The organism is Streptomyces sp. NBC_00190 (genome assembly GCF_036203305.1).
In the GTDB taxonomy this organism is placed as follows: domain Bacteria; phylum Actinomycetota; class Actinomycetes; order Streptomycetales; family Streptomycetaceae; genus Streptomyces.
On the sequence record NZ_CP108131.1, the window covers coordinates 3,532,845 to 3,556,681 of the forward strand.

22 protein-coding genes and 1 pseudogene are annotated in these 23,837 nt (G+C 73.1%); 11 read left to right on the top strand and 12 right to left on the bottom strand.

Going from position 1 to position 23,837, the window contains the following annotated elements; all coding sequences use genetic code 11:
* Positions 1–978, bottom strand: a complete 978-nt coding sequence (locus tag OG429_RS16980) for a sigma-70 family RNA polymerase sigma factor (protein ID WP_328926156.1) — start codon at positions 976–978, stop codon at positions 1–3.
* 194 nt (positions 979–1,172) lie between these two features.
* On the opposite strand from OG429_RS16980, the gene OG429_RS16985 reads away from it, so the two are divergent.
* The gene (locus tag OG429_RS16985) at positions 1,173–1,706 is read left to right on the top strand and encodes a GNAT family N-acetyltransferase (protein WP_328926157.1); all 534 of its coding nucleotides are present in this window, start codon (positions 1,173–1,175) and stop codon (positions 1,704–1,706) included.
* A gap of 61 nt (positions 1,707–1,767) precedes the next feature.
* Here OG429_RS16985 and OG429_RS16990 read toward each other — a convergent pair whose 3' ends face one another.
* The 3 genes from OG429_RS16990 to OG429_RS17000 form a co-directional block, all read right to left on the bottom strand.
* The gene (locus OG429_RS16990; protein ID WP_328930311.1) at positions 1,768–2,535 is read right to left on the bottom strand and encodes a dioxygenase family protein; all 768 of its coding nucleotides are present in this window, start codon (positions 2,533–2,535) and stop codon (positions 1,768–1,770) included.
* 129 nt (positions 2,536–2,664) lie between these two features.
* Positions 2,665–4,209 carry an MFS transporter gene (locus OG429_RS16995; protein ID WP_328926158.1) on the bottom strand — a complete coding sequence of 515 codons (1,545 nt, stop codon included), beginning with the start codon at positions 4,207–4,209 and terminating at the stop codon, positions 2,665–2,667.
* 62 nt (positions 4,210–4,271) lie between these two features.
* Positions 4,272–5,021 carry a TetR/AcrR family transcriptional regulator gene (locus tag OG429_RS17000; RefSeq protein ID WP_328926159.1) on the bottom strand — a complete coding sequence of 250 codons (750 nt, stop codon included), beginning with the start codon at positions 5,019–5,021 and terminating at the stop codon, positions 4,272–4,274.
* A 248-nt stretch (positions 5,022–5,269) separates the two neighbouring features.
* Here OG429_RS17000 and OG429_RS17005 point away from each other — a divergent pair, with 248 nt between their 5' ends.
* From OG429_RS17005 to OG429_RS17035, 7 genes are all read left to right on the top strand, one after another.
* Entirely contained in the window at positions 5,270–6,547 is a 1,278-nt protein-coding gene (locus OG429_RS17005; RefSeq protein WP_328926160.1) for a M6 family metalloprotease domain-containing protein, read from the top strand.
* Positions 6,548–6,579: 32 nt separating this feature from the next.
* Positions 6,580–6,972 (top strand): TOBE domain-containing protein, encoded by a 393-nt coding sequence (locus OG429_RS17010; RefSeq protein ID WP_328926161.1) that lies wholly within the window; start codon positions 6,580–6,582, stop codon positions 6,970–6,972.
* 72 nt (positions 6,973–7,044) lie between these two features.
* Complete coding sequence (locus tag OG429_RS17015; RefSeq protein WP_443051265.1) at positions 7,045–7,758, top strand: RNA polymerase sigma factor; 714 nt, start codon at positions 7,045–7,047, stop codon at positions 7,756–7,758.
* Positions 7,755–8,492 (top strand): hypothetical protein, encoded by a 738-nt coding sequence (locus OG429_RS17020; RefSeq protein ID WP_328926163.1) that lies wholly within the window; start codon positions 7,755–7,757, stop codon positions 8,490–8,492. Before OG429_RS17015 ends, OG429_RS17020 begins: the two co-directional genes overlap by 4 nt.
* A 41-nt stretch (positions 8,493–8,533) precedes the next feature.
* The gene (locus tag OG429_RS17025) at positions 8,534–9,061 is read left to right on the top strand and encodes a hypothetical protein (protein WP_328926164.1); all 528 of its coding nucleotides are present in this window, start codon (positions 8,534–8,536) and stop codon (positions 9,059–9,061) included.
* Between the two features lie 35 nt (positions 9,062–9,096).
* Entirely contained in the window at positions 9,097–11,430 is a 2,334-nt protein-coding gene (locus tag OG429_RS17030; RefSeq protein ID WP_328926165.1) for a bifunctional polysaccharide deacetylase/glycosyltransferase family 2 protein, read from the top strand.
* A 58-nt stretch (positions 11,431–11,488) separates the two neighbouring features.
* Positions 11,489–11,767 carry a hypothetical protein gene (locus tag OG429_RS17035; protein WP_328926166.1) on the top strand — a complete coding sequence of 93 codons (279 nt, stop codon included), beginning with the start codon at positions 11,489–11,491 and terminating at the stop codon, positions 11,765–11,767.
* Positions 11,768–12,157: 390 nt separating this feature from the next.
* On the opposite strand, the gene OG429_RS17040 is transcribed toward OG429_RS17035, so the two are convergent.
* Complete coding sequence (locus OG429_RS17040; RefSeq protein WP_328926167.1) at positions 12,158–12,634, bottom strand: SRPBCC family protein; 477 nt, start codon at positions 12,632–12,634, stop codon at positions 12,158–12,160.
* Positions 12,635–13,220: 586 nt separating this feature from the next.
* Here OG429_RS17040 and OG429_RS17045 point away from each other — a divergent pair.
* Together OG429_RS17045 and OG429_RS41455 are read left to right on the top strand one after the other, a co-directional pair.
* Positions 13,221–14,048, top strand: a complete 828-nt coding sequence (locus tag OG429_RS17045) for an alpha/beta fold hydrolase (protein WP_328926168.1) — start codon at positions 13,221–13,223, stop codon at positions 14,046–14,048.
* Positions 14,049–14,086: 38 nt separating this feature from the next.
* Complete coding sequence (locus OG429_RS41455; RefSeq protein WP_443051311.1) at positions 14,087–14,200, top strand: helix-turn-helix domain-containing protein; 114 nt, start codon at positions 14,087–14,089, stop codon at positions 14,198–14,200.
* 117 nt (positions 14,201–14,317) lie between these two features.
* On the opposite strand, the pseudogene OG429_RS17050 reads toward OG429_RS41455, so the two are convergent.
* Positions 14,318–14,557, bottom strand: a pseudogene (locus OG429_RS17050) (aldehyde dehydrogenase family protein); the annotation flags it as partial.
* 188 nt (positions 14,558–14,745) lie between these two features.
* On the opposite strand from OG429_RS17050, the gene OG429_RS17055 reads away from it, so the two are divergent.
* Positions 14,746–15,405 carry a TetR/AcrR family transcriptional regulator gene (locus tag OG429_RS17055; protein ID WP_328926169.1) on the top strand — a complete coding sequence of 220 codons (660 nt, stop codon included), beginning with the start codon at positions 14,746–14,748 and terminating at the stop codon, positions 15,403–15,405.
* A gap of 248 nt (positions 15,406–15,653) precedes the next feature.
* Here the strand turns inward: OG429_RS17055 and OG429_RS17060 are convergent, their stop codons facing one another.
* From OG429_RS17060 to OG429_RS17085, 6 genes are all read right to left on the bottom strand, one after another.
* Positions 15,654–17,333 (bottom strand): DUF6297 family protein, encoded by a 1,680-nt coding sequence (locus tag OG429_RS17060; protein ID WP_328926170.1) that lies wholly within the window; start codon positions 17,331–17,333, stop codon positions 15,654–15,656.
* On the bottom strand, positions 17,324–18,043 hold the full coding sequence (locus OG429_RS17065) for an ABC transporter ATP-binding protein (RefSeq protein WP_328926171.1): 720 nt from the start codon (positions 18,041–18,043) through the stop codon (positions 17,324–17,326). The genes OG429_RS17060 and OG429_RS17065 overlap by 10 nt, the downstream gene beginning before the upstream one ends.
* Positions 18,040–19,014 (bottom strand): thiopeptide-type bacteriocin biosynthesis protein, encoded by a 975-nt coding sequence (locus OG429_RS17070; RefSeq protein WP_328926172.1) that lies wholly within the window; start codon positions 19,012–19,014, stop codon positions 18,040–18,042. Before OG429_RS17070 ends, OG429_RS17065 begins: the two co-directional genes overlap by 4 nt.
* Positions 19,011–20,393: a hypothetical protein gene (locus OG429_RS17075; protein WP_328926173.1), complete on the bottom strand. Its 1,383-nt coding sequence runs from the start codon at positions 20,391–20,393 to the stop codon at positions 19,011–19,013. Before OG429_RS17075 ends, OG429_RS17070 begins: the two co-directional genes overlap by 4 nt.
* A gap of 66 nt (positions 20,394–20,459) precedes the next feature.
* Positions 20,460–22,334, bottom strand: coding sequence for a YcaO-like family protein (locus OG429_RS17080; RefSeq protein WP_328926174.1), 1,875 nt, complete (start codon positions 22,332–22,334; stop codon positions 20,460–20,462).
* On the bottom strand, positions 22,331–23,836 hold the full coding sequence (locus OG429_RS17085) for a hypothetical protein (protein ID WP_328926175.1): 1,506 nt from the start codon (positions 23,834–23,836) through the stop codon (positions 22,331–22,333). The genes OG429_RS17080 and OG429_RS17085 overlap by 4 nt, the downstream gene beginning before the upstream one ends.
* Position 23,837 lies beyond the last annotated feature (1 nt).

The window sequence follows — 23,837 nt, forward strand, 5'->3', positions numbered from 1 at the left end:
TCAGGCCACGGCGTCGAAGCCGGTGTCGCGGGCCATGCGCTTGAGTTCCAGAAGGGCGTGCTTCTCGATCTGGCGGATCCGCTCACGGGTCAGGCCGTGCTGCTTGCCGACCTCCGTCAGGGTCCGCTCGCGGCCGTCGACGATGCCGTACCGCATCTTGATGATCGACGCGGTGCGCTGGTCGAGCTTGCCGAGCAGGTCCTCCAGCTCCTCGCTGCGCAGCAGCGAGAGCACGGACTGCTCGGGGGAGATCGCGGAGGTGTCCTCCAGGAGGTCACCGAACTGCGTCTCGCCCTGGTCGTCCACCGACATGTTCAGGCTGACCGGGTCGCGCGCCCAGTCCAGTACGTCGCCCACGCGCTTCTCCGTCGAGTCGAGCTCGGCGGCGATCTCGGCGTGCTCCGGGTCCCGGCCGTTCTCGCGGTTGAACTCGCGCTGGATGCGGCGGATCCGGCCGAGCTCCTCGACCAGGTGGACGGGGAGGCGGATGGTGCGGGACTGGTCCGCGATGGAGCGGGTGATGGCCTGGCGGATCCACCACGTCGCGTACGTGGAGAACTTGAAGCCCTTGGCGTAGTCGAACTTCTCGACCGCGCGGACCAGACCGGCGTTGCCCTCCTGGATGAGGTCGAGGAGGGGCAGACCACTGCGCGGGTAGCGGCGGGCGACGGCCACCACGAGGCGCAGGTTGGACCGGATGAAGACTTCCTTGGCGCGCTCACCCTCGGCGGCCAGCGCCTCCAGCTCCTCGCGCGCGGGCGTCTCGCCCTTGCGCTCGATGACGCCGTCGAGGATCTGCTGGGCGTACACGCCCGCCTCGATGATCTGGGAGAGCTCCACTTCCTTGGCGGCGTCGAGCAGCGGGGTGCGTGCGATCTCGTCCAGGTACATGCCGACCAGGTCGCGGTCTGCGATCTCCCCGCCCACAGCGCGAGCGCTGCTCGTGGACTGCTGGCGGGCGACGGCGCGGGTTGCCATGCGTGCTCCCTTGCGATGAGTTCGGTCGCGGTGCGGCTGCCGGACGGCACCGGTGGTGCGGTGTGCGTCCCCGGACACTCTCCCGAGTGCCCGCATCCGAAGGAAACAACGACTGGAATCAGGACAGAATTCCCACGTCTCCCTCTCATTTTCGAGATCTTGCAGTATCCTGCCTCGCCACGAGAGGGGGCAGGGTGCCGCAAGGACTCGAAGAGGTGCAGGTCAGGCCCGGAACGGAGGCCGACCTGGCAGCCCTCACGGACGTGTACAACCACTACGTCCGCGAGACCGCCGTCACCTTCGACACGGCCGTCTTCACTCCGGAACAGCGCCGCCCATGGCTGCACTCCCACCCTGAAGACGGCCCTCACCGCCTTCTGGTTGCCTGGGCCGGCCATCGAATCGCTGGATACGCGACAAGCAGTCCTTTCCGTCCGAAACCGGCCTACGCGACGTCGGTGGAGGCCAGCGTCTACCTCGCCCCGCACGCGGTGGGCCGGGGCGTGGGAACGGTGCTCTACGACGCCCTCTTCACGGCCCTGGCCGAGGAGCCGGTCCACCGCGTGTTCGCCGGCGTCGCCCTGCCGAACGAGGCCTCGGTCCGCCTCCACGAACGCTTCGGCTTCCGCCGGGTCGGGGAGTTCACGGAGGCGGGCTGGAAGTTCGGCCGCTACTGGGACGTGCGCTGGTACGAGAAGACCCTGGGGCCGGACCGCCTGCACGGGTGAGGTGACGGCCGGCTCGGCGATGCGCGGTCGCCTCGCGCACGGCGGGCGGTCTAAGCGACGCTTAGCCGAACTGGAGCGAGCGCTTCGAGAGGCCCATCCAGAAGCCGTCCACCGCGTCGCGGCGGGCGGTGAGGTCGCCTGCCGCGTCCGCCGCGCCGAGGGTGACGAAGAGCGGGGCGAAGTGTTCCGTACGGGGGTGGGCCAGGCGGCCCGACGGGGATTTGGCCTCGAAGTCGAGCAGGGAGTCCAGGTCGCCCGCGGCCAGCGCCTCGTGGCCCCAGGCGTCGAATTCGGCGGACCAGGACGGCACGCCCGGGCCCGTGTGCCGCAGCGCGGCCAGGTTGTGGGTGAAGAAGCCGCTGCCGACGATCAGGACCCCCTCGTCACGCAGGGGCGCCAGCTTGCGGCCGATGTCCATCAGGCGGCGCGGGTCCAGCGTCGGCATGGAGATCTGCAGGACCGGTATGTCGGCTTCCGGGAACATCTCCACCAGCGGGACGTACGCGCCGTGGTCCAGGCCGCGGTCCGGGATGTCCTGGACCGGGGTGCCGGGAGCCTGGAGGAGGCCCCGCACCGAGGCGGCGAGCCGCGGGGCGCCCGGGGCGTCGTACCGGACCCGGTAGTAGTGCTCGGGGAAGCCCCAGAAGTCGTAGACGAGCGGGGCCGAAACGGTCGCGCCGAGGGCGAGCGGGGCTTCCTCCCAGTGGGCCGAGACCATCAGGATCGCCGTGGGGCGGGGCAGCTCCGCGGACCAGGCGGCCAGCTCGCCCGGCCATACGGGGTCGTCCGCGAGCGGCGGCGCGCCGTGACTGAGGTAGAGCGCCGGCATACGGGTCTGGGCGGTGGTCACGGGGGCGCTCCTCGGTCGTCGGTACGGGGTCGCCCGAAAAGCCTAACCCCGCTTGGTTCAAATTTGAACCAAGCGGGGTGGTCAGTCATTCCCGGGTGGGCGCCCCCGTCAGTGGGCGATCACCGGAACCTTGATCTCGGCTTCCTCGGCAGCGCCGGAGCCGGAGCCCGAGGCCACCGGGCTGCCCGCGCCGGGACGGCCTGTGTTGATCAGGGTCAGCGCGATGGCCGAGCTGGTGGCCAGGATGCCGACCGCCCACCAGATGGCGGAGGAGTAGCCCTCGACCATGGCCTGCGCCTGGACGAGCTTGGCCGCGGCGCCGCCCGCCGCGGCCTCGGCCGCGTGGTCGGTCAGGTACGCGGTGGTCGCCGAGGCGGCGATGGTGTTCAGCAGCGCGGTGCCGATGGCGCCGCCGACCTGCTGCGAGGTGTTGACCATGGCGGAGGCGACACCGGCGTCGGCCGGGTTCACCCCGTGCGTGGCCAGGGACATGGCCGGCATGAACGCCGTACCCATACCGAGGCCCAGCAGCAGCTGCGCCGGCAGGATCAGCGCCGGGTAGGAGGACCCGACCTCCAGCTGGGTCAGCAGGAGCATGCCGGTGGCGGCGAGCAGGAAGCCCGGGCCCATCAGCAGGCGCGGCGCGACCCGGGTCATCAGGCGGGCACCGATCTGGGTGGAGCCCGTGATCATGCCCGCGATCATCGGCAGGAAGGCGAAGCCGGTCTTGACGGGCGAGAAGCCCTTCACGACCTGGAGGTAGTAGGTGAGGAAGAGGAACAGGCCGAACATGGCGATGACGGCCAGGCCGAGCGAGAGGTAGACACCGCCGCGGTTGCGCTCCAGCAGGACGCGCAGCGGCAGCAGCGGGGACTTCACCTTGGACTCGGTGTACACGAAGGCCGCCAGCAGGACCGCCGAGGCGATGAACATGCCCACGGTCGTCGCGTCCGACCAGCCGGCCGACTCGGCGCGCGTGAAGCCGTACACCAGGGCGACGAGACCGAGCGTGGACAGGACCACGCCGGGGATGTCGAGCGGAGCGCGGTTGCGGCCGCCGGCGGGCTCACGGATGACCAGCCAGGCACCCGCGGCCGCGACGATCGCGAAGGGGATGTTGACGAAGAAGGTCCAGCGCCAGTTGAGGTACTCGGTGAGGAAGCCGCCGAGGATCAGGCCGACGGCGCCGCCGCCGCCCGCGATCGCACCGTAGATGCCGAAGGCCTTGGCGCGCTCCTTGGCGTCGGTGAACATCACCGCGAGCAGGGAGAGGGCCGCCGGGGCGAGCAGTGCGCCGAAGGCACCCTGGAGGGCGCGGGCGCCCAGCATCATGGCCTCGCCGTTCGCGGCGCCGCCGAGGGCGGAGGCCAGGGCGAAGCCGATGAGGCCGACGACGAAGGCGTTCCTACGGCCCCACTTGTCGGCGATGCGGCCGCCGAAGAGGAGCAGTCCGCCGAAGGCCAGCGCGTACGCGGTGATGACCCACTGGCGGTTGCCGTCGGAGATGCCGAGGTCGGTCTGGGCGGAGGGGAGGGCGATGTTCACGATGGTCGCGTCGAGGACGACCATCAGCTGGGCCAGGGCTATGAAGACGAGTGCCTTCCAGCGGCTGGGGTCTGCAGCCAGCGGGGGTGTCGCGGCTGTTTTTGACATGGGGGTACCCACTTCACTGTGCGGAATGACTGAAAAAAGCTAGTTCGAGAAGCTTGGGCGCGTTACATGGTCTTCTGCCTCAGGTCTTCCAGCGTGGCGGCCGAACCCGGCAGCACGGAGCGCGCCGGGGTGCGCAACCCGTCGAGGAACAGCTGGAGATGACGGTGGACGAAGCGGTCCGCGTCGAGGCATGCGGTGCCGGGGAGGGGGCGGCTGAGCTGGGAGAGGGCGATCATCAGGTCGCCGACGCCGATGTCCGTGCGGACGAGCCCGGCGTCCTGGCCGGCCGCCACCAGGGTCTCCACGGCGGCCTCCAAGGCGCCGCGCGCGGCGAGGAGTTCGGGGTGGTCGTGGTCGAAGTCGTCGGCGAGCATGGGGCACAGGGCCCCGATCCGCTCGTCGGCGGCGGCGTGTGTGAACCGGCACAGCGCGGCGAAGGCGTCGGACTCCTCGGCGAGGGAGGCCTCGGCCGAGGCGGTGACCTTGTCCATGACGAAGAGCACGACGTGGTGGACGAGGGCCGGGCGGTCCGGGAAGTGCCGGTAGAGGGTGGCGTTGCCGATTCCGGCCCGGCGGGCGACCTCGTCGAAGGGGGCGCCGGAGCCGTGCTCGACGAGCACCTCGCGGGCCGCCGCCAGGATCCGCTCGCGGTTGCGGACGGCGTCGGCGCGCGGGCGCGGGACACGGGTCGCGGGGGACGCGGGGGTCGCGTCGGCCGCCGGGGCGGCGGAGCCGGCGGGCGTCGGCGCCAGGTCCACGGCCGCGCCCGGGACGGGCGGGGCCGCCGGGGCGGTGGTGGTGTGGCGCTTCATTCCGGAGCCTCCCTGACTCGGTGACACGTACGGGCCCGCCCAAAACGGGGAGCCGGTCCCCACTTGGGCGGACTCACGTACAAACGGGGATCCGATCCCCGGTTATTTCACTCACCCGTGTGACCTGACCCACACGCCCCTTCACGTTCGGCCTCTCCCGACGCGCGGGCGCGCCGCAGCCGTCGGAGGGTGGCGAACAGAGCGCAGACCGGGCAGGGCCGGCTGCCGCGGACCCGAAGGCGGTCTCCATGCCGCAGACCCGCCACCGGATACGCAGACCACGCCGCACCAGCGCGTTCATCGCGCTGACCGCGCTGGCGCTCGGGGTCACGGCGACGGCGAGCACGGGGATATCCAGCCGCACCCACTCGGCGGCGGGGCCCGTGGCCACGACCACCGAATCGGCTCTCGCGCCGTGCCGGATCACCGGCACGATGGGCGTGCAGATGTCCGAGGGCATGCCGACCCCGCCCGGGTACTCGCGCTCGACCGGCGAGGTCAGGGCACTGAACCTGATGATCGACTTCCCCGACGCCAAAGGCGAGGGCTCGGCGCTGGACCGGCTGGCGGAGTTCTTCCCCCAGACCTCCGACTGGTTCCGCACCAGCTCCTACGGGCGGCTCAGCTACCGGGCCGAATCGCCGATAAGGACCTGGCTGCGGATGCCGATGCCCTTCGCGGCGTACGGGATCGAGCGCGGGTCGGCGTACGAACCGGGCTACCGGCAGCTCGTCGAGCACATCGCGAAGGCCGCCGACTCCGAGGTGGACTTCAGCAGGTACGACCTGATCAACATCCTGGTCACCCCGAACGCCGGGCCCTCCGCCCTGGACACGGTCCTGTCGGTGACCTTCTCCGGCAACGGGGAGGCGCCGACGGCCGACGGGGTGCCCCTGGCCAACACGTCCTTCGTCTACAGCCGCCAGGACGACGGCTCCGGCACCTACCGGGAGACCGGCTACCGGGTGCTCCCGCACGAGAACGGACACGTCTTCGGACTGCCCGACCTCTACACCACCGACGGCGGCAGCACGGTCGGGCACTGGGACATCATGAGCGAGGACTGGGGCGCCAACAACGACCTGCTGGGCTGGCACAAGTGGAAGCTGGGCTGGCTGGACGGCTCACAGATCAGCTGCGCGTCGAAGTCGGGCGCCAGCGACCACGTCCTGTCGCCGCTGGCGGTGGAGGGCGGGACGAAACTGGCCTTCGTCCCGTTGTCGGAGAGCACCGGGTACGCGGTGGAGGTACGGACGCGGGCCGGCAACGACGAGGCCGTGTGCAAGCCAGGCGTCCTCGTCTACAAGGTGGACTCGGACGTGGACACCGGGCGCGGCCCGGTGACGGTGTCGGACAGCGGGAACGCGAGCGGCGGCTGCACCCGGCGGCCCAATGTGCACGCGGAACTGTCGGACGCGCCGTTCCGGCCGGGCGAGACGTTCACCGACGAGAAGGCGGGCATCAGCGTCTCGGTGGTGGGCGAACTGCGCAACGGCAGCTACCAGGTGCGGATCATCCGGCCCTGACCGCCGGCGCCGCGGCAGCTTAGGGTGAGCGCATGGAGTCCTACACCATCGGACAGGCGGCGCGGCTGCTGGGCGTGAGCGTCGACACCGCTCGGCGGTGGGCGGACGCCGCCCGCTTCCCGACCCGCCGGGACGGCAAGCGCCGCATCGTCGACGGGCCAGACCTGGCGGCCTTCTGCGTGGAAGCCGCCCAGGAAGGCTCCGAGGATGCGGACGCCCCGTACACCTCGGTCCGCAACGCCTTCCCCGGCATCGTGACCGGGATCAAGCTCGGCGATGTCGCTGCGCAGGTCGAGATCCAGGCAGGACCGCACCGGGTGGTGTCTCTGCTGACCCGCGAGGCCGTCGAGGAACTGGGGCTGGAGGTCGGCATGCGGGCCACCGCCCGGGTGAAGTCCACGAGCGTGCACATCGACCGCGACTGAGCGGACCGGGCGCACCTGCTGAGCGGACCGGCTGAGCGCATCGGCTGAGCCGCCCCGGGCGCATGCCGCATCATGTCCCGCGTGCACAGTGCGGAGGAGTTCGGCCCGGCCGACAGCGAAGCAGGCGTCCCCGGTGGCATACGGGATCCGGACGCCATGTCCGACGAGATCAGAGCGGCACGGCAGGGGGACGAGGCGGCGTTCAGGGCGCTGTTCCGGGCGGTGCAGCCGGGGCTGCTGCGCTACCTGACCGTGCTGGTCGGGGCCGACGCCGAGGACGTGGCGTCCGAGACCTGGCTGCAGGCGGCCCGCGATCTGGTCTGCTTCAGCGGGGACTTCGGCGGGTTCCGCGGCTGGGTCTCGACGATCGGCCGCAACCGCGCGCTGGACCTGCTGCGCCGTCGGCCGGTTGCCGGCCCGCCGCCCGAGGACACCGGGGGAGCCGCGTCGGCCGCGTCCGGTACGGCCGGAGCGCTGACACTCATATCCCGGCTGCCGCGCGATCAGGCAGAGGCCGTCATGCTCCGGGTGGCCATGGACCTGGACACGGACGGCGCCGCCCGCGTCCTCGGCAGGAGACCCGCTGCGGTACGCCTGGCGGCACACCGCGGCCTGCGCAAGCTCGCCGAGCTCATCGAACAGCAAGAGGCGAATCCGCCGGGGAGCGGAGGGCGTGGAGGGGGCGCGGACGGGGCAGAGGGGGAGGTCCGGCCGAAGCCGCGTGGGAAGGGTTTCGCCACAGGAGTGACACCGACGACGCCTTCGACGCTGAAGAGCACGAGATGAGCACGAACCGAACCCACCGGATCGATCACGACACTGCCGAGCGGCTGCTCGACGGCGCCGGGGCCGGGGCCGGTACCGACCACGAGGCCCTCGCGAGGCTGCTCGCTGCCGCCGCCGCCCCCGCGGCCGAGCACGAACTGCCCGGCGAGGAGGCGGCCGTGGCCGTGTTCCGGACGGCTCGCCTCGCCCCGGCCGCCGCGTCCGGCAGATCCCGTACGTCCTGTACGTCCCGTTCGCACAGGAGGCGGCCGGCGCGCACGCCGGCCGTGTTCCTCGCCGCGAAGGTGGCGGTCGCCGTGCTGGCCACCGCTGTCGGCGGTGTCGCCGTCGCCGCCGGGACGGGCCACCTGCCCGCCGTCATGGGCGGTGAGTCCGAGGACGGCGCTCCGGGCCACTCGCCCTCGGCCCCGCCCTCGGCCGGTACCCGGGCACCCGGCGCGCGGGCCCCGGGCACGCCCGCCGACGCGCCCTCCGGCTCGTCCTCCGCGGCACCTCCCGACCTGGCGGGTGGTCCGAGCGGGGCGACGGGCGACCCGCCGGCTCCGCGGCCGACGGACAGCCCTCACGGCGCCGCACCACCGGCGCAGAACGGCCGGCACGAGGCAGGTGATCGCCCCGGCACCCCGCGGCCGACGCGGAGCCCGGGGGCGCCGGCCGCCCGCCCGACCGGCCCGCCGGCCACCGCCCCGTCCCCGCCCCGCAAGGACCCACCGGCCACTCGCCCCGCCGGGTGACCCCGCCACTCCTCGTCCGCCACCCGTAGAGGCTGTCCACGATGCAACAACCGGCTCACCTGGACGACGACACGATGCCGCTCCCCCGCATCTCCGCGGTCGCCACGGACGTCCCCGCCCCCGCCCCCAGACCGGTCTTCGTCGACTCCTCCGGCCGGCGCCAGCGCCGGGTACGCCGCCTCGGCTGGCTGCTGGTCGTCCCCGCCGCCGCGTACATCGTGCTCCTGATCAGCTCGCTGTTCGGCGGACCCACGCTCCGCTCCCCGTTCCTGCCGTCCCCGCGCGTCCCGGAGAACGCGCAGAGCAGGCCTCCCGTGGCCGAGCCGGGCGCCCCCTCACCCGGCGCCGCACGCCGCACGGGCGCGCCCGGCACCACGCCCCGGACGTCCCCGTCCCCGCCCGGCGCCACCGGAAAGACCCCGGCCGGGGACGGGCGGCCCGGCACCACCGCCGGGCCCGCTCCCGCCGCTTCCAAGGGGAGCGGTCCGGCGCCGGGGAACGGATCCGGCGGCCACGGCCGGCCGACCTCCCCGCCCGGCCAGGGAGGGAAGCCCACCGCTCACCCGTGACCCGCCCGGACCACCACAGGCAGGAAGCACACCCCTTGTCGAAGAACCGCCGCCTGCCCCGCGGCCGGCACAGCACCGTGCGCGACGTCCCCCTGCGCACCCACTGGCTGCTGCTGACCGCGCTCGTCCTCACCCTCTCGGCCGCACTGCTGCTGCAGGGCTACAGCAAGCACATGTTCGACGCGACGCCCGACGGCGCACCGCGCGGGGCCGGGTCGGCGGCGGCTGCCGTGCCGGCGCAGATCCGGTCGGGCGGCCCGGTCATCGACGGCGCCGCCGCGCGGACGGTCGGCCCCGCGCCCCGCACCATCGCCCTGACCTTCGACGACGGTCCCGACCCGGTCTGGACGCCGAAGATCCTGGACGTCCTGCGCCGCAACGATGTGCACGCGACGTTCTTCACCGTCGGCTCGCAGGTGGCGGCCCATCCGGAACTGGCCCGGCAGATCGTCGCGGACGGCCACCAGCTCGGCGTCCACACCTTCACCCACACCGACCTGGGCGCGGTCTCCGCATGGCGGCGCTCCCTGGAACTGCGCGAGAGCCAGCTGGTCGTCGCCGGCGCCACCGGAGTCACCACCCCGCTGCTGCGCCCGCCCTACTCGTCGACCAACCGGGCGCTGGACGACGCGGACTGGGCCACCGTCACCCAGGCCGGACGAGAGGGCTACCTGACGGTCCTCACCACATTGGACAGCCAGGACTGGCGTCGCCCGGGTGTCGGGCAGATCGTCGCCAACGCCACCCCCAAGGGCGCCGACGGGCAGGTCGTCCTGATGCACGACGCGGGCGGCGACCGCTCGCAGACCGTCGCGGCCCTGGAGCAGCTCGTCCCCCGGCTCAAGGGCGCGGGCTTCCGCTTCGCCACCGTCGGCGACGCGGTCGGCCTGCCGGCGCCCACCCGGCCGGCCTCGACCGTCGACCGGTGGCAGGGACTCGCCCTCAGCCAGGCGCTGCGTACGAGCGACTGGGTCCTCGAAGCGCTCGCCTGGCTGATGTGGGCGGCCGGTGCGATCAGCGTGCTGCGCGCGGTGGCGGTGTTCGTCGCCGCCCGCCGCCACGTGCGGATGCGGCGCAAGCCCTGGGGCAACCCGGTCACCGAACCCGTCAGCGTCATCGTCCCCGCCTACAACGAGAGCGCCGGGATCGAAGCAGCCGTCCGCTCCCTGGTCGCGTCGGACCACCAGGTGGAGGTCATCGTGGTCGACGACGGCTCCACCGACGGCACCGCCGACATCGTCGAGGCCCTGCGCCTGCGCGGCGTGCACGTCATCCGCCAGCGGAACGCCGGGAAGCCGGCCGCGCTCAACACCGGCATCGCCGCCGCGACCTGCAACCTGGTGGTCATGGTCGACGGTGACACCGTCTTCGAGCCGGACGCGGTCCGCATGATCGTCCAGCCCTTCGCGAACCGGCGCGTCGGCGCGGTCTCGGGCAACGCCAAGGTCGTCAACCGCGGCGGCCTGCTCGGCCGCTGGCAGCACATCGAGTACGTCGTCGGCTTCAACCTCGACCGCCGCCTCTTCGACCTCGCCGAATGCATGCCCACCGTGCCCGGGGCGATCGGCGCGTTCCGCCGCGAGGCCCTCCTGCGCGTCGGCGGCGTCAGCGACACCACCCTCGCCGAGGACACCGATCTGACCATGGCGCTGTGCCGGGACGGATGGCGCGTCGTCTACGAGGAGCGGGCCAAGGCCTGGACCGAGGCTCCCGCGTCGCTCGGCGCACTGTGGAAGCAGCGCTACCGCTGGTGCTACGGCACCCTCCAGGCCATGTGGAAGCACCGCGGCGCCCTCACCCAGCGGGGCCAGGCCGGGAAGCTCGGCCGTCGCGGCCTGCTGTACCTGCTGATGTTCCAGGTCCTGCTGCCGCTGCTCGCCCCGGTCGTGGACATCATCGCCGTCTTCGGCCTCATCTTCCTCGACCCCCTCCGGATCATCGGCCTGTGGTGCGCCTTCCTCGCCCTCCAGGTCTTGATGGGCCTCTACGCCTTCCGCCTCGACGGCGAGCGGCCCGGGCCGCTGTGGAGCCTGCCGCTCCAGCAGTTCGTCTACCGCCAGCTGATGTACCTGGTCGTCATCCAGTCCGTGTTCACCGCGATCGCCGGGTCCCGCCTGCGCTGGCAGCGCTCGGAACGCTACGGAAGCCTCCAGGCCCCCGCGGAATCCGGCTCCCGGCCGCAGCCGCAGCCACAGCCACAGCCGCAGCCGCACCCCTCGGTGCAGGTGCCGGCGCAGGTGCCGGCGCAAGTGCCCCAGCCGGTCCGCGGGGTTCCCGACCACCTCGCCGGGACGCGCATCGAGCGCTGGCCCCCGTACGCCGAGGAGACCGGGGGCACCGGCCGGCCGCCGGGCATGCCGCCCTGGTAGCTCGTGGTTACGCTGGAGACGCGGAAGCCAACCGTGACGACCGGTGGGAGGCCCCCTGATGAGACGACGCCATCACTTCCACGTCGATCACGCCGGGCACTCGGTCAGTGCCACCGTCCAGACGGGCCGCCGGGTGGAGGTGGAGGTGCTCGTCGACGGCAAGGAGACGGGCCACGCGACGACGCACGACGACCACCCCGTCAGCGTGCCCGTGGAACTGCCCACGGATCCGCCGAGCACGGTGTCGGTGCGCGCCACGCCCGGTCCGGGGGTGCCGCGCTGCTTCCTCGAGGTCGTCGGAGCCGATCCCCAGGTCATGTCCCCGCGCCCGTACTGACGGGACGCCGATCGGCCCGCTCGGGCCGCCCTCGGCTCCGGGGCGATCTCCCCGATCACGCCCTCGACGTCTCGACGTCCCGGGAGAGCTGCGTTCACGCCCGTGGCGACCGCCCACCCCACTGTGATGGGGTGGGCGGTCGCCACGGTTCCGGCAGGCGGCTACGACAACGGAGCCACGGGCTCGGCGGCCCGCAGGGGCTGGAATTCGTGCTCCTCCGCACGGTGGTAGCCGCGACGGTCGTACCAGCGGCAGACCGCCCAACCGATGACCGCGGCCCCGACGGCATAGGCGCCCAGCACCCACCACGCGCAAACGGTGACCGGGGCGGCGCGACGGGACGGCCCTGGGTCGGCGTGGAGGCCTGACGGGTCGACCCAGGGTCTGACCTCAGCCGCCCAAGGCGGCCTTGAGCCGGCCGAGCGTGGTGCGCATGCCGGCGCGGTTGGCCTCCGCGCGGTCGGCCGGGCGCGTACCGGTGAACACCCGCCCGAGGAACTCGGCGGTCCGGGCACCTCGGCCCGTCCGCAGGTCCTCCCAGTACTCCGTGACCCTGGTGACACCGCCCTCCGACCGGAAGCGGTAGCCCCACAGCGCCACCGGCAGTCCGAACGCGGTGACCCGGAAAGCGAATTCGGAGGGTCGATCGGACAGGGTCACCCGGCACGTGGTGAACCAGACCAGCAGCCCTTTCCGGTTGAACCCGACGAACGTCGTCCCCTCGCGCGCCACGTGACCGCGATGCCAGACGGCGAAGCACTCCGGGCTCCACTTGCCCATGTTCCGCACGCACGAGACCGCGGCGTACACATCCTCGACAGAGGCGCCGACCAGGACGCTCTCCTCGACTTTCCATAAACGGTTCACAATTCCCCGGGTGGATCGAAGGGATGTCACGATTCCGGACCGGCCGGACCTTAGCCAGGCGTGAAGTGGGGCGCAACAGAGGAGTGCCAGAAAAGCGGAAGACCGTCGTCCCCATCGGCGAGGACGTCGGGTACGCCGAGATTCCCAGCCCATCTCTCTTGACGGCGTCACGGCGACACTCCTAACGTAGAACGAGTCGGATCGTTCTGACCCTGCCATGGTCGCACACGCCGACCTCGTGACGCGGCGGCGACGGGAGTGACGAGTGGAGGCACGTCCGGCCGTCGTCGGGCGGGCAGCGGCGGTCGCCGAGCGAGCACGGCGCATGGACGCGCCGAGGCGGCGGACCGCACCGGCATCGCCGCTTTTGGCGGACTCTCCGCCCAGTTGCCCCGCCTCACCTTTCCGGTATGGGACGCACACACATCGACATCGGACCGAGTCGTCGACGGGTTCCCGGTAGAGATCCACCCGATTCCGTGTCGTGGAATCCGTTGCGGCAAACTCAGGAGGAGTAGATGTTGCAGAATGCCCGTAGCCGGGCCCATCCATCGGGCCTGCCGCGCCCCGCGTCCGGCGATACGGCGTGAACACCCACTGGCGGCCGGCCGGACGCCCGGGCCTCTACACAGCGGGCCCGCGAGACGGCACGCCCTTGGTGCTCGTCCACGGCATCCGGTTGTCGGCCTGGATGTGGGCCCCGTACGCCGCCCGGCTCGCACCCGACTTCAGGATCACCGCGTGCGACCTGCCGGGGCACGGAGCGCTGCGCACGGATCCCTTCACTCTGGAGGGGGCCGTCGAGCAGATCGACGCGGCGGTCGCCGAGGCCCGCGACGCCACCGGACTCTCCCCGTGGGTCGCCGGTTCGCCACTCGGGGGCTACGCCACGCTCGCCTACGGCGCAGCCCGCCCCGGCCGGGCGGCCGGCCTGCTCGTCAATGGCGCCACCGCACGGACCACCGGAGGAGTCCGCCGCGTGTACGCAACCGCGGACCGGGTCCTCCGCGCCATGGGGGAATCACGCGCGGACCGTCTCAACAGGTGGCTGTTCCGGAGGGCGTTGCCGTCCGAGGTGTGTGCCGCGGTACTGCGCGGCGGGCTCGCCGTGCGCGGCTTCGGTCAAGTCGTCGCCGACCTCGCCGGCAGGGACTTCCTGGCCATGGCCGGGAGCATCACCACGCCGGTCGTCTTCGTCAACGGCCGTCGGGACCGGCTCTTCCGCTCCGGTGAACGGGACTTCGTCGAGGCCGTGCGCAGCGCCGGAACCCCGGTTCGGCTGGCGCACGTCCCCGGCTCCCACGTGCTGTGCCTCACGGACCCCGACACCTTCAGCCGGGTACTCGTCCGCGGCCACCGTGAACTGGGCCGGCTCACGGCCCCTCCTCCGGCTCCGGCCCTCCCCTCCCCCTGACCCCGCCCGCCCCGGCGGCGCCCACTCGCGCCCTGCACCTGCACGCCAACACGCTCACCTACCGGCTGGACCGCTGGCACGAGCTCACCGGCCCGGACCACCGCGACTACATGGGGCTCGTCACCTCCCGCACGGCCGTGGGATGCGTCTGAGCCGTACCGTCATCCACCGGACGGGCCGAGCCGGTGGATGACGGGGCACGGCCCGATCCTCCCACGGCAGTGCGCCGTGGCGCGCTCACCGGGAGTACAGCCAGCTGATCACCACCGCCCGATGGCCGGGGTGTATTCGCTGGGCTTGAAGACCACCGTGTTGCCCGCCGCCAAGGCGTAGGCGATGGACCCGACAGGTGTGTGCACGGGGTAGTTCCACGGCCCGATCACACCGATGACGCCGTAGGGCCGGTATTCCAGGGTCGCGAGGTGATTGAGCATCAGCAGACGCGACGGAACGCGTCGCCGCGCCAGCACGCTCCGCGCGTTGCGAGCGGACCAGTCCACGTGCGCCAGCCAGGCGCCCCGCTCCGCCCGGCATACGAGGCTCGCTGCGCACGCCGTACCGTCGTGCCCGGTTCCCTATCTGCCGGAGTGGGCTCCCGGCACGCGCTAGCGGCTCATAATGAACACGATCCGACTCGTTCTACGGCGAGGCGGCCGACATCCGACCCGTCCATGAACACGCGTTGCAGGAGAGGCGAATGGGGACAAAGCGAACCTTGCAGAACGTCGTGGACGCAGGCGGCCCTCACCGCCGGGACCTCGAAGCGAGGCGACGCATCCTCGCCTCCACACTCGAGCTGCTGGAGAAGCGCGGGTACGCGCGCCTGACCATCGAGCAGGTGGCCGTCAGCGCCAAGGTCGGCAAGGCCACTCTCTACCGGTCATGGCCCAACAAGGCGGCCCTGGTCCTCGACGCTGTGCGGAGCAGGCTCAAGGAAGTGCCCACCGTCGAGACCGGGAACACCCGCGACGAGCTGCTGAGCGTCGCGAAGGAAGCCCTCGCCAGCTTCTTCGGGTCCCCGCAGGTGCAGGCCATCCTTCCCGCGCTCGTCGCCGACACGGCACAGAACCCCGAACTGCGCCGGCAGTTGCGCGAAGAGGTGATCGAGCCGCGCCGAGCCCGTTCGCGCACGGTGATGGAGCGGGCGATCAGCCGTGGCGATCTCCCCGAGGACACCGACATCTCGCTGACACTGGAGATGTGGGCGGGAGCGATGATGTTCCGCAGCGTCTTCTACGACGGCGGTTACGACGACGACGCCCTGGCCCGGCTGGTGGACGCCACACTGGCCGCCCCGCCGCGCTTCGGCACCGCCGAAGGCACGGAGCCCGTCGACGGCACCGGCGACGGCGCCTGACCCTTCGCCACTGACACATCCCCCCTAGCGCACGGCATCTCCCGTGCCGCTCACATGCCCTTTGATCCTCGCAGGGTGAGCCACCCACCTCCATCGGGGAATCCCCGAAATACGGCCGCGCGATTCCGTGCATCCGACACATCTGATGACAGCCGTGATCGCCCCGGCCGAGGCCGTGCAGGAAGCACAGCCGGCCGGGCTGCCCTTATCGCTGGCGATGTCGGCTGCGAGGAGGGTCCAGGGACAGTTCACGTGTGCAAGTCGCGTGCCTGACGGCTGATCCGGCGGACCGCCCAGGCGATCACCACAGTCGACCGGGCGGCGAGCCACAGCACCGCGGAGGCATCCGGACCGGCGGACGGTCCGGCCACGGTGTGCCAGAGCCAGGGGGCGGTCACGAACCCTGCGGCCAGGGCGGGTGCCAGTCGCCACAGCAGGAACGGCAGGGCGGCGTACCAGTCGAGCGAGAGCGCCAGGAGGTCGTACCGGGGCGCGCCCCGGTAGGCGCCGACCAGCACGGTTGCCACCAGCGCCGGCCCCGCGACGAGCAGCGTCACCGCATAGGCGGTGAGCGTTCCGGCGGGGGCGCCCGGCAGGAGAGCGGCCGACCGGGCGGCCGCGGCCGCCGCCCAGAGCAGCAGGACGGGCACCACCAGGTGGCCGACGGCCAGGGCGGCGGGAGAGACGGGCAGCATCAGCGTCCGCCGCGGCCGGTCGGTGTCCTGGTAGGCCGGTTCGGCCAGGGCGACCGCGGCCAGATACGGGGGCACGACCAGGAACAGGCCCAGCGCAGTGGCTTGCAGCGGCCCGACCGGGCCGTGCGGGGTGTCCCGCATCCAGTGGGCGACCAGCTGGAGCTGGGTGACGCCGACGGCCAGCACCGCGAGGGCTGCGGCCGAGCGGCCGGGGTGGCGCAGGAAGACGACGGCGTCCCGCCACGGCCCCACCGCCCAGCGCGATCGAGGCAGCGGCAGACGCAGCCGTGGGCGCCGCCGTCCGGCGCGTGCGGCTGACTGCATCACCAGCGTCAGTGCTCGCAGGTCCAGCAGGGCCGCACCCTGCGCGGCCTGCCGACTGGTCCCGCCCCGGCTCGACAGTTCGGTGGCCGGGATGCTCCCGGCCACTTCGAAGGCCGACCGCAGTGCGGCGGCCGTACAGAGCAGGAGTACACCGAGCGCCGTCGCCCAGGTGGTCGCGTCGCCATGGGACGCCGCTACCGTCGCCCACCCCGACCAGCCCCACGGTCCGCAGAACGCGGCCGTCGCCGTCAGCGCGGGCACGGACGGGCCCGCGGCGACGACCACGCCGCCGGCCACGGCGAGACAGATGCCCAGGGCCCGGGCCTTGGGGGCCAGGGCCGGACGGGCCTCTGCCCATGCCCCCACGGCCACGGCCAGACAGGCCAGTGCCACATGCGCGCCGATGGCCACGGGCAGCACGGTGAGCCGCGGTCGTCCTTCGAGCAGGAGCGCGAGGGCGGCCATGAGGGTGCCGATGAGCAGTCCCGCGAGTGAGGCGGCGGACACGGCACGCATCAGGCGGGGCCGCAGGAGTCGTCCGCGGTCACCGGGCAGCGGTAGCAGCCAGGTGATCTCGGAGGCGGCGAGCAGCACCGGCCCGAGCCTCGTGCACACCGCCAGTTCGCCGGCCCACAGCAGCAGGTTGGCGCCGACCAGCACGGCACGGGCCGTCGCGCCGCCGGACCAGCCGAGGGAGTGTCCTACGACCGGCGCCGTCTGTATCAGGCCGGCGAGCATGACGGCGACCGCGAGGGCGGCACACGCCCAGGTCCATACGTCGTCGAAGCGCAGCCGCCCCGAGCCCCGCTCGCGGCGGGCCGCCGTCATTCCTGCGATCGCCTCGGCCGTGGCGGCCGCCGGATCGGCGGCGGCGCGCCGTTCGCCCGCGCTGCGTGCGGTCACCGCCATGGCCACGCCGCCGACTCGGCGGTCACCTCGGCGGGCGTTCCGACGGCGGCCGTGCGGCCCCGCTCGAGCAGCAGTACCTCGTCGGCGACCTCGTCCACGACTCCGCGGTCGTGGGAGGCCAGCAGGATGGCCGTGCCGTTCCCCGTCGCGGCCCGCAGCGCGGCCGCGAGCCTGCGCCGGGCCCGTACGTCCAGCCGCTGTTCGGGCTCGTCCACGACGATCAGACGTGCGGGCCGTACCAGGACCGAGGCCAGCATGAGCATCTGCCGCTGTCCCGCCGACAAGGTGCCGGGGAAGGCGTCGAGCTGCTCCGCCAGCCCCAGTTCCGCCAGGACCCGGGCCGCCGCCGGCCCTGCGTCCGCGCCGAGGCCGTGGGCAGTGGCGACCATGCCCACGTGCTCGGCGACCGTCAGATCCGGGAAGCAGTCCGCCCCGTCGAGCAGCAGCGCGACGTCGCGGCGGAAGGCCACGTCCACTTCACGCGGCGGGGCGCCGGCGAAGCGCACTTCGCCCCGGTCCGGTTGCTGGCGGCCGACACACACACGCAACAGCGTCGATTTCCCGGAACCGTTGGCGCCCGCCAAGACCAGGCAACGGCCCGGTCCCAGTGCGAGGTTCACGTCCTCGAGCACGGCCTCGCCGTCATATTCGACGTGGACGCCGCCGACCCGCAGGAGATCCGGCCGCGGCGTGTCCGGTGCGTCAGTCATTCCCCGCCGCCCGCTTCCCCGCTCGCGGCCCAGAGCCGCAGGGCTGCCTCCGCCAGAATAAATTCATCATGCACGAAGATACCAAGGCGGTTCAGCGTCATATGGGTGTGAGAGAGGAGAAGGCCGGTTTCCGCATCGTCGCCCAGAGAGGCAACTCCGAGCGGCAGCAGAGCGGTGAGCGATTCCAGCCACGGAGACACCGCGGAGGAGCGCTCGGCCAGAGCACGGGCGCTGACGCCGCCCTGCCCTGCGAGCACGTCGGCCCATCGGGCCGCCTGCCGGGCCAGTTCTCCCGACGGGAACACCTCTCGGGGAGCGGATGCGGACCAGCGCCGCCAGAAGTCGGCGTGACGCCGCAGTTGGCGTACGACGGGATCGCCGGCCGACGGGTCCGGAGCGGACAGCACGGCGGCCTTGAGGAGAACCTCGACGCCCAGGAGTCGTAGCCTCAGACCGTCCAGAGGGGACCCTGCGGCCCGCAGCGCCAGTTCGCTGGAGACCGTGAAGGCGGCCTCACTGGCCTCCAGGGCCGTACCGCTTCCGTAGCGTGCCGTTTCGGGCTCGTAGACCGCCGGGTGCACGCCAGGGGCGAGCACCGTGCCCGCCCGACGCTGGTCCACCGTTGGATCACTCGCGGTCGAGGCTGCTGCCAGGTCGCCGATGGAGCGCAGGTACTCCTGCGGAGCGTGGCCGTCCGACGGCAGACCGGCAAAGGCCCGCCGTACGGCCGCGTCCAGTTCCGCCGGCTGTGCGCCCGCCTGTGGCAGGAGCCGGATCCGCAGGTGCGGGCCGCCCTCCCAGTAGCGGATGAAGAACCAGCGGCGCAGCAGTCCGGCCTCCCGCAGCGGTGTGATCAGCGCGGGAAGGTTCTCCCGCACGAGCGGGGAGATGCGGTCGGTCCCGGAGCCGTCCGCCGGCACGTGCACGTGCCAGGCCAGCCAGCCGGATGCGTTGGGGTGGGGACTGGTCATGTGGTGCCTTCGTCTTCGCCGGACAGGGTGGGGGGCTGTCGTACGTCCAGGGCGGGCTCGGTGAATCGGCCGGGGCCGCAGGCCAGTTGGTAGATCGGCACCTGGCCCGCGTCGAGCCGGAGTGCCTGGGCGGCGAGCTCGGCGTCGTAGCTGCGCAGCGGCCGCGCGAACAGCCCGTGCGCCGCCATGGCGTACGACAGGTGCTGCGCCGTCCAGCCGGCCGCTGCCAGCAGATCGGCGGCGATCCGCGGGGCGGGGGCCGGCGACGTGGCGCAGGCCAGGCCCGGGTCCGCGGTGAGCAGCCAGACCAGGTTGCAGGCGTTCAGTTCGAAGGCCAGCCCGGGTGCGGGAGCGGAGTCGATGAGCAGCGCGCCGCGCGCGGCCGCGAGGTCGCCCACACGGTGGGCCGAGCCGTCGAAGTGAACTCGGTGGCAACCGGGTTCCACGCCTTCGACATCGCGCACCCAGCAGTACAGGCCGAGGGCGGAGCGGGCTGCTCGGAGCGCTCCGAGGCTCTGGTCACCGGCTGCGAGCGCGGCCAGGGCGTCGCGCCATACGGGTGCCGTGACCGTGCGGTGGGTGCCGGTGAAACCCGAGACGCCGCGCGGCACTCGGCCGCTGTTGCGATTCCAGAGCACCTCGTTCCAGGTCGGTGCGGTGGTGGGGGCGTCCGGCGGTGCGGGGGGCCGCGCACTGCTGTCGTCCGTCATCCGGTAGCCGGGCAGGGCGGGGCCCGGCAGCGGGGCGGTCCAGGCAGGTGCGCCGTCCGTCGGACCGGTGACCGTCAGGGGACGGCCCAGGGCCCGGCCCAGCAGCGCCGTCGCGGCCAGGACGTGGCCGGTCTCCAGACCGGCCAGGACCGCCCGCAGCGGGCCGTAGAACGAAGGCAGGGCGGCGGGCAGCGAGAACGTCTCGATGTGGTCCGGCGCCCCGCCCGGCGCAGCGGGTACCCGGAGCGTCCCTGATGCCTCGGGTATCAGGAAGCCTGCGGCGCCCGCCTCGTGGGCGACGAGCCGAACGGGGAACTTGCAGCGGGCCGACGGGTACGCCCGGTGCTCGCTGTACGGATTGTCGGTCTCGAAACGGACCGGGGCGCAGACGGTGGCGGCGATCTCCTGCAAGGAGACACCGGCCGGCGGCCCGGCCGCCGGCCAGCGGGTGCGCTCCAGCAGGTCCCAGCGGGCGGGCACCCCGCCGGCCGGGCCGTCGGCGAGTGCGGCGACCGCGGCGCGCACCCGCTGCAGCTCGGGACGGGCTTCGGGGTCCACCCGGGTGTCACCGGACGGCTTGGCCGCCAGGATCGTGCGGAGCTCGGCCGGACGGTCGTCGTCGGGTCGGCCGGTTCCTGGTGAGGTGGGGGAGGGGGAAGGAACGACCACGGACGGCAGCCACTTCTTTCGGAGTCAGGACACGGGAGGGTCCGGGGGCGGGACGGGGAGGCCGGTTCAGGGGAAGGGGTGGACCGTGAGCCGGTCCAGGGACGGGCCCAGTGGTCCCGTCGCCGCCAGGAGCCGGGGCAGACCGAAGACACGCTGATGGGCGAAACCGAAGGTCAGCGGGATGGATCCGGGTACGAGAACCCGTACGGCGCGCAGGCCCGCCGCGCGGTGCTCCCTCCCTGTCTGGTCCACGACGAGCACCTCGTCCATGCCCGCCTTCGTGAGCAGCGCGAGCATCGTGTCGCGTGCCTCCCCCAGCGTGCGCGCCCCGTGGAGGGGCGAGGCGGGGAAGGCGTCGGCCAGGGGCACCGGCGGACCGCTGAGGAACGGCTCGAAGGCAGGGGCCGCCTCGGGCACCGAGTACCACTGGATGTGGTCGTCGAGATCGGTCACGTTCCAGCGGTCGGCACGCAGCCGACGGGCGCGGGCGGGGTCGGGCGTGACCACGTCCCCCAGGACCAGCGGCGCCAGTTCGGCCACGGCGGCGCGCACGGCAGTGGCCGGATCGGGGTGGGCGGCCGCCGTGGTCAGGCTGTACTTCTCGGCGGAGCGCGGGTTGACGGCCAGGGCCCACACGGCCGGCACGGGCACGTCCTGGGTGATGACGCACAAGTGCACCTCGTAACCGGCTGCGCGCATCGCCGCCCGCAGCTCGAGGGCCGTGGTGTCGGACACCGAGGACCAGTCGACGCGCGGGACCGGCTGCCCGGCCCACCAGGTCAGCAGGAACGCGTCCCGTTCGACGACTTCCAACAGCGCGTGCAGCGCCGCCTCGTCGACGGTGGCGCCCAGGGCGCAGCCGTTGGACGACTCGTACAGCACCCGCCCCCACTTCCGGCCCGGCCGGGGCTCGGGGTGCACGTGGTACGAGCCCGCTTCCAGCGGCACCCAGCAGGTGTCCGCCGTGCCCCAGACCCGGGCCGGAATCCACCGCAGGACGTCTTCCGGGGCGAACGGGTCGACCCGGCACGACGGATGTGCGTGCTGCTCCGGTGCGAGGACGCCGAGCCGGCGCGGGTCCAGCGCCCGCCCGGGCAGCGCGTCGTAGGCGCGGCGCAGCGGTCGGGCGGCGCGCACCACGGCTTCCGAACCGGAACGCTCCAGCCGCTCCAGCAGGGCGAGCCGGGACGCGGCCGCGACGGTGCGGCCCCGGCCGTAGCCCGCCGCCTCGGCGGCCGATCCGTGCCGGGCGTGCACCGCGGCCACCAGCGAGGCGGGGCTGTCCGGGACGGACTGGAGCCCCACCACCGGGCCGTACCGGTCATCGACCAGGAGCCCGGTCAAGGACTCCAGCGCGAGGTCCGGTCCCGGGATCTGCCTCATGTCCGCGTCCAGGTCCACGTCGTGAAGGTCCGGGTCCACCCCGTGTGGGCTGTCGGCCACGCCGGACGGGATCGGTGTGCCGGCGGTGTGCTCGCATGCGGGGCAGCCGGTCTGGGGCGCCACGCGGTGCCGGGAGCTGCCTCGGGGCGAGACCAGTACCGTTTCTCCAGGTTGCAGCCGTTCGTGGCACGCCAGGCGGACCGCGGCGCTCAGCGCGTGCAGCGCCGCCTCCGCGTGGTCCGCTCCGGCGGCCAGCCGCCGCGGAGGGTCGGTGATTCCGCGGGTACGCAGATGCGCGGACACCTGGCACAGGGGGCAGCCGCCTGCCACGCCCTCCCGCCACGGCGGCCCGATCTCCACCTCGGCGCCCCACAGGCGTACGGGCAGCAGGGGCACGCCGAGCGCGGTGGCCCGCACCATCTGCTCCTGCTCCCAGGCGGCGTCGTGTCCGGCCACCAGCATGGTCAGTGCGCCGTATCCGGCGGCGAGTTCACCCAGTGCCTCTGCGGCTGGCTCGGGGAGCCGACTCGCTTCGTGGACCGCGAGCGGGGCAGTCATCGCACACCTCGCGGGATCCGCACGAGCACACCGCACGCCAGCGGGGCGGCGCCGAGGAGCGCATCGGGTTCCGCGGCGCGGAAGGCGACCTCGTACCCCAGCAGGGCGGTCGCGACCGCCGTGGTGTCGGGCCGTTCCCGTGCGACGTCCGCGGCGATCCGGCAGTCGACACCCAAAGACCGCGCCAACTCGGCCGAGTGCGGGGACAGCTGGGCTCGGGCTCGGGCGCAGTCCGCCGCCGACTCCAGCGCACCGGCCCGGTCGAGGCCCCAGGCGCTCCCCCGCCACGGCCCCCGCGCCGTGACGGCCCCGTCGGCCCGGTACTCGGCCTCGGCGAGCACCAGCCCCACGGCGGTCTCGTGCACCCGGTACCGCCATCCCGTGCCGTCTTCGGCGCGCTCGTCCGCAACGCCGTCGACCCACTCCGGCTGTGCGTCGCCCACCCGCTCCGCGGCCGCTAGCCGCAAAGCCGCGTCCAGCAGGGCCACGTCTTCCGTGGCACCGGCGCCGCCGGCCGGATCACCACCGCGCAGGAACGCCCGCAGCGCCTCCTGGTCCGCTTCGCCCCGGGTGCGTCCCCAGCCCACGGCCGACGACGCGTCAGGACGCCCGGGGCCAGGCACGACGCGGCCCACGCACACGGGTAGTTGCGGCCAGTCGACGGGGGTGTCATGGCGATGACAGCCGATCAGCTCGTCGGCCCCGGGGCCGCTCATAGCGGGCACCGGGCCGGGCCCGTCAGCCGGCCCGGCAGCGGGCCGCAGCTCCACCGACCGCCAGCCCAGGGGTCGGGAGTCCACGATGTGCACGGTGCGTGCACCATCGGCCGCAAGTCCGGTCAGCTCGCGGAAGGCCTGTTCGGCGGCGAGCCCCGCGGCGAGTCCGGCGGCCACCGCACCGGGCTCCCCCGGTACGGCCAGCCGGGCGCGCAGCGCGGCACGGCTGGCCGGGTCGGCGAGGCCGGAGGAGGCAACCCACAGGCGGGCTCCCGCCGGCTCCAGGCGTACGCGGAGACCCTGTTGGCTGATGGTCAGGGTCCACTCACCCGTATCCGGCTCGGTGCCGTCCGCCACGGTGCGCACGGCCACGCCGCGCTCGGCGAGCGACGCCTCGGCCGCCGCCGTGAGGGCCGTCGGCCCCGTGACCGTCACCTGTGCGGCCGCGAGTCGGTTCAGCGCCTCCTGCGGGCGGTCGCTGTAGCTCTCCACGTAGGCCACGGCGGCCTCCGGTACGCCCGGCGGGACGTCGTACGCGTCCACCAGCGCGCCATGGGAGCGCAGCTGCGCCACGACACGTTCGACGAAGGGCGCCGCCTTCGGGTTGCCGGTCGCCGCCACGAGTTCGTCGGTCGTACGAGGCTCCTCCAGCGCCCGGATCCAGGCGCAGGCCGGCTCCACCAGGGGCGCCGGCAGTTTGAGGGTGAAGGACTCGCCTGGTGTCTGGACGAACACGCCTCCCGCGACGGCCCCGTACACGGTGCTGGGGCGGAGTTTCACGAGCATG

Coding starts and splice junctions, on each gene's coding strand:
- OG429_RS17010 (WP_328926161.1), top strand. CDS start 6,580: ATGGAGTCCTACACCATCGGACAGGCGGCGCGGCTGCTGGGCGTGAGC.
- OG429_RS17070 (WP_328926172.1), bottom strand. CDS start 19,014: ATGACCAGTCCCCACCCCAACGCATCCGGCTGGCTGGCCTGGCACGTG.
- OG429_RS17065 (WP_328926171.1), bottom strand. CDS start 18,043: ATGACTGACGCACCGGACACGCCGCGGCCGGATCTCCTGCGGGTCGGC.
- OG429_RS17000 (WP_328926159.1), bottom strand. CDS start 5,021: ATGAAGCGCCACACCACCACCGCCCCGGCGGCCCCGCCCGTCCCGGGC.
- OG429_RS17085 (WP_328926175.1), bottom strand. CDS start 23,836: ATGCTCGTGAAACTCCGCCCCAGCACCGTGTACGGGGCCGTCGCGGGA.
- OG429_RS16995 (WP_328926158.1), bottom strand. CDS start 4,209: ATGTCAAAAACAGCCGCGACACCCCCGCTGGCTGCAGACCCCAGCCGC.
- OG429_RS17005 (WP_328926160.1), top strand. CDS start 5,270: ATGCCGCAGACCCGCCACCGGATACGCAGACCACGCCGCACCAGCGCG.
- OG429_RS17060 (WP_328926170.1), bottom strand. CDS start 17,333: ATGGCGGTGACCGCACGCAGCGCGGGCGAACGGCGCGCCGCCGCCGAT.
- OG429_RS16990 (WP_328930311.1), bottom strand. CDS start 2,535: ATGCCGGCGCTCTACCTCAGTCACGGCGCGCCGCCGCTCGCGGACGAC.
- OG429_RS17055 (WP_328926169.1), top strand. CDS start 14,746: ATGGGGACAAAGCGAACCTTGCAGAACGTCGTGGACGCAGGCGGCCCT.
- OG429_RS17035 (WP_328926166.1), top strand. CDS start 11,489: ATGAGACGACGCCATCACTTCCACGTCGATCACGCCGGGCACTCGGTC.
- OG429_RS17080 (WP_328926174.1), bottom strand. CDS start 22,334: ATGACTGCCCCGCTCGCGGTCCACGAAGCGAGTCGGCTCCCCGAGCCA.
- OG429_RS16980 (WP_328926156.1), bottom strand. CDS start 978: ATGGCAACCCGCGCCGTCGCCCGCCAGCAGTCCACGAGCAGCGCTCGC.
- OG429_RS17020 (WP_328926163.1), top strand. CDS start 7,755: ATGAGCACGAACCGAACCCACCGGATCGATCACGACACTGCCGAGCGG.
- OG429_RS17015 (WP_443051265.1), top strand. CDS start 7,045: ATGTCCCGCGTGCACAGTGCGGAGGAGTTCGGCCCGGCCGACAGCGAA.
- OG429_RS17025 (WP_328926164.1), top strand. CDS start 8,534: ATGCAACAACCGGCTCACCTGGACGACGACACGATGCCGCTCCCCCGC.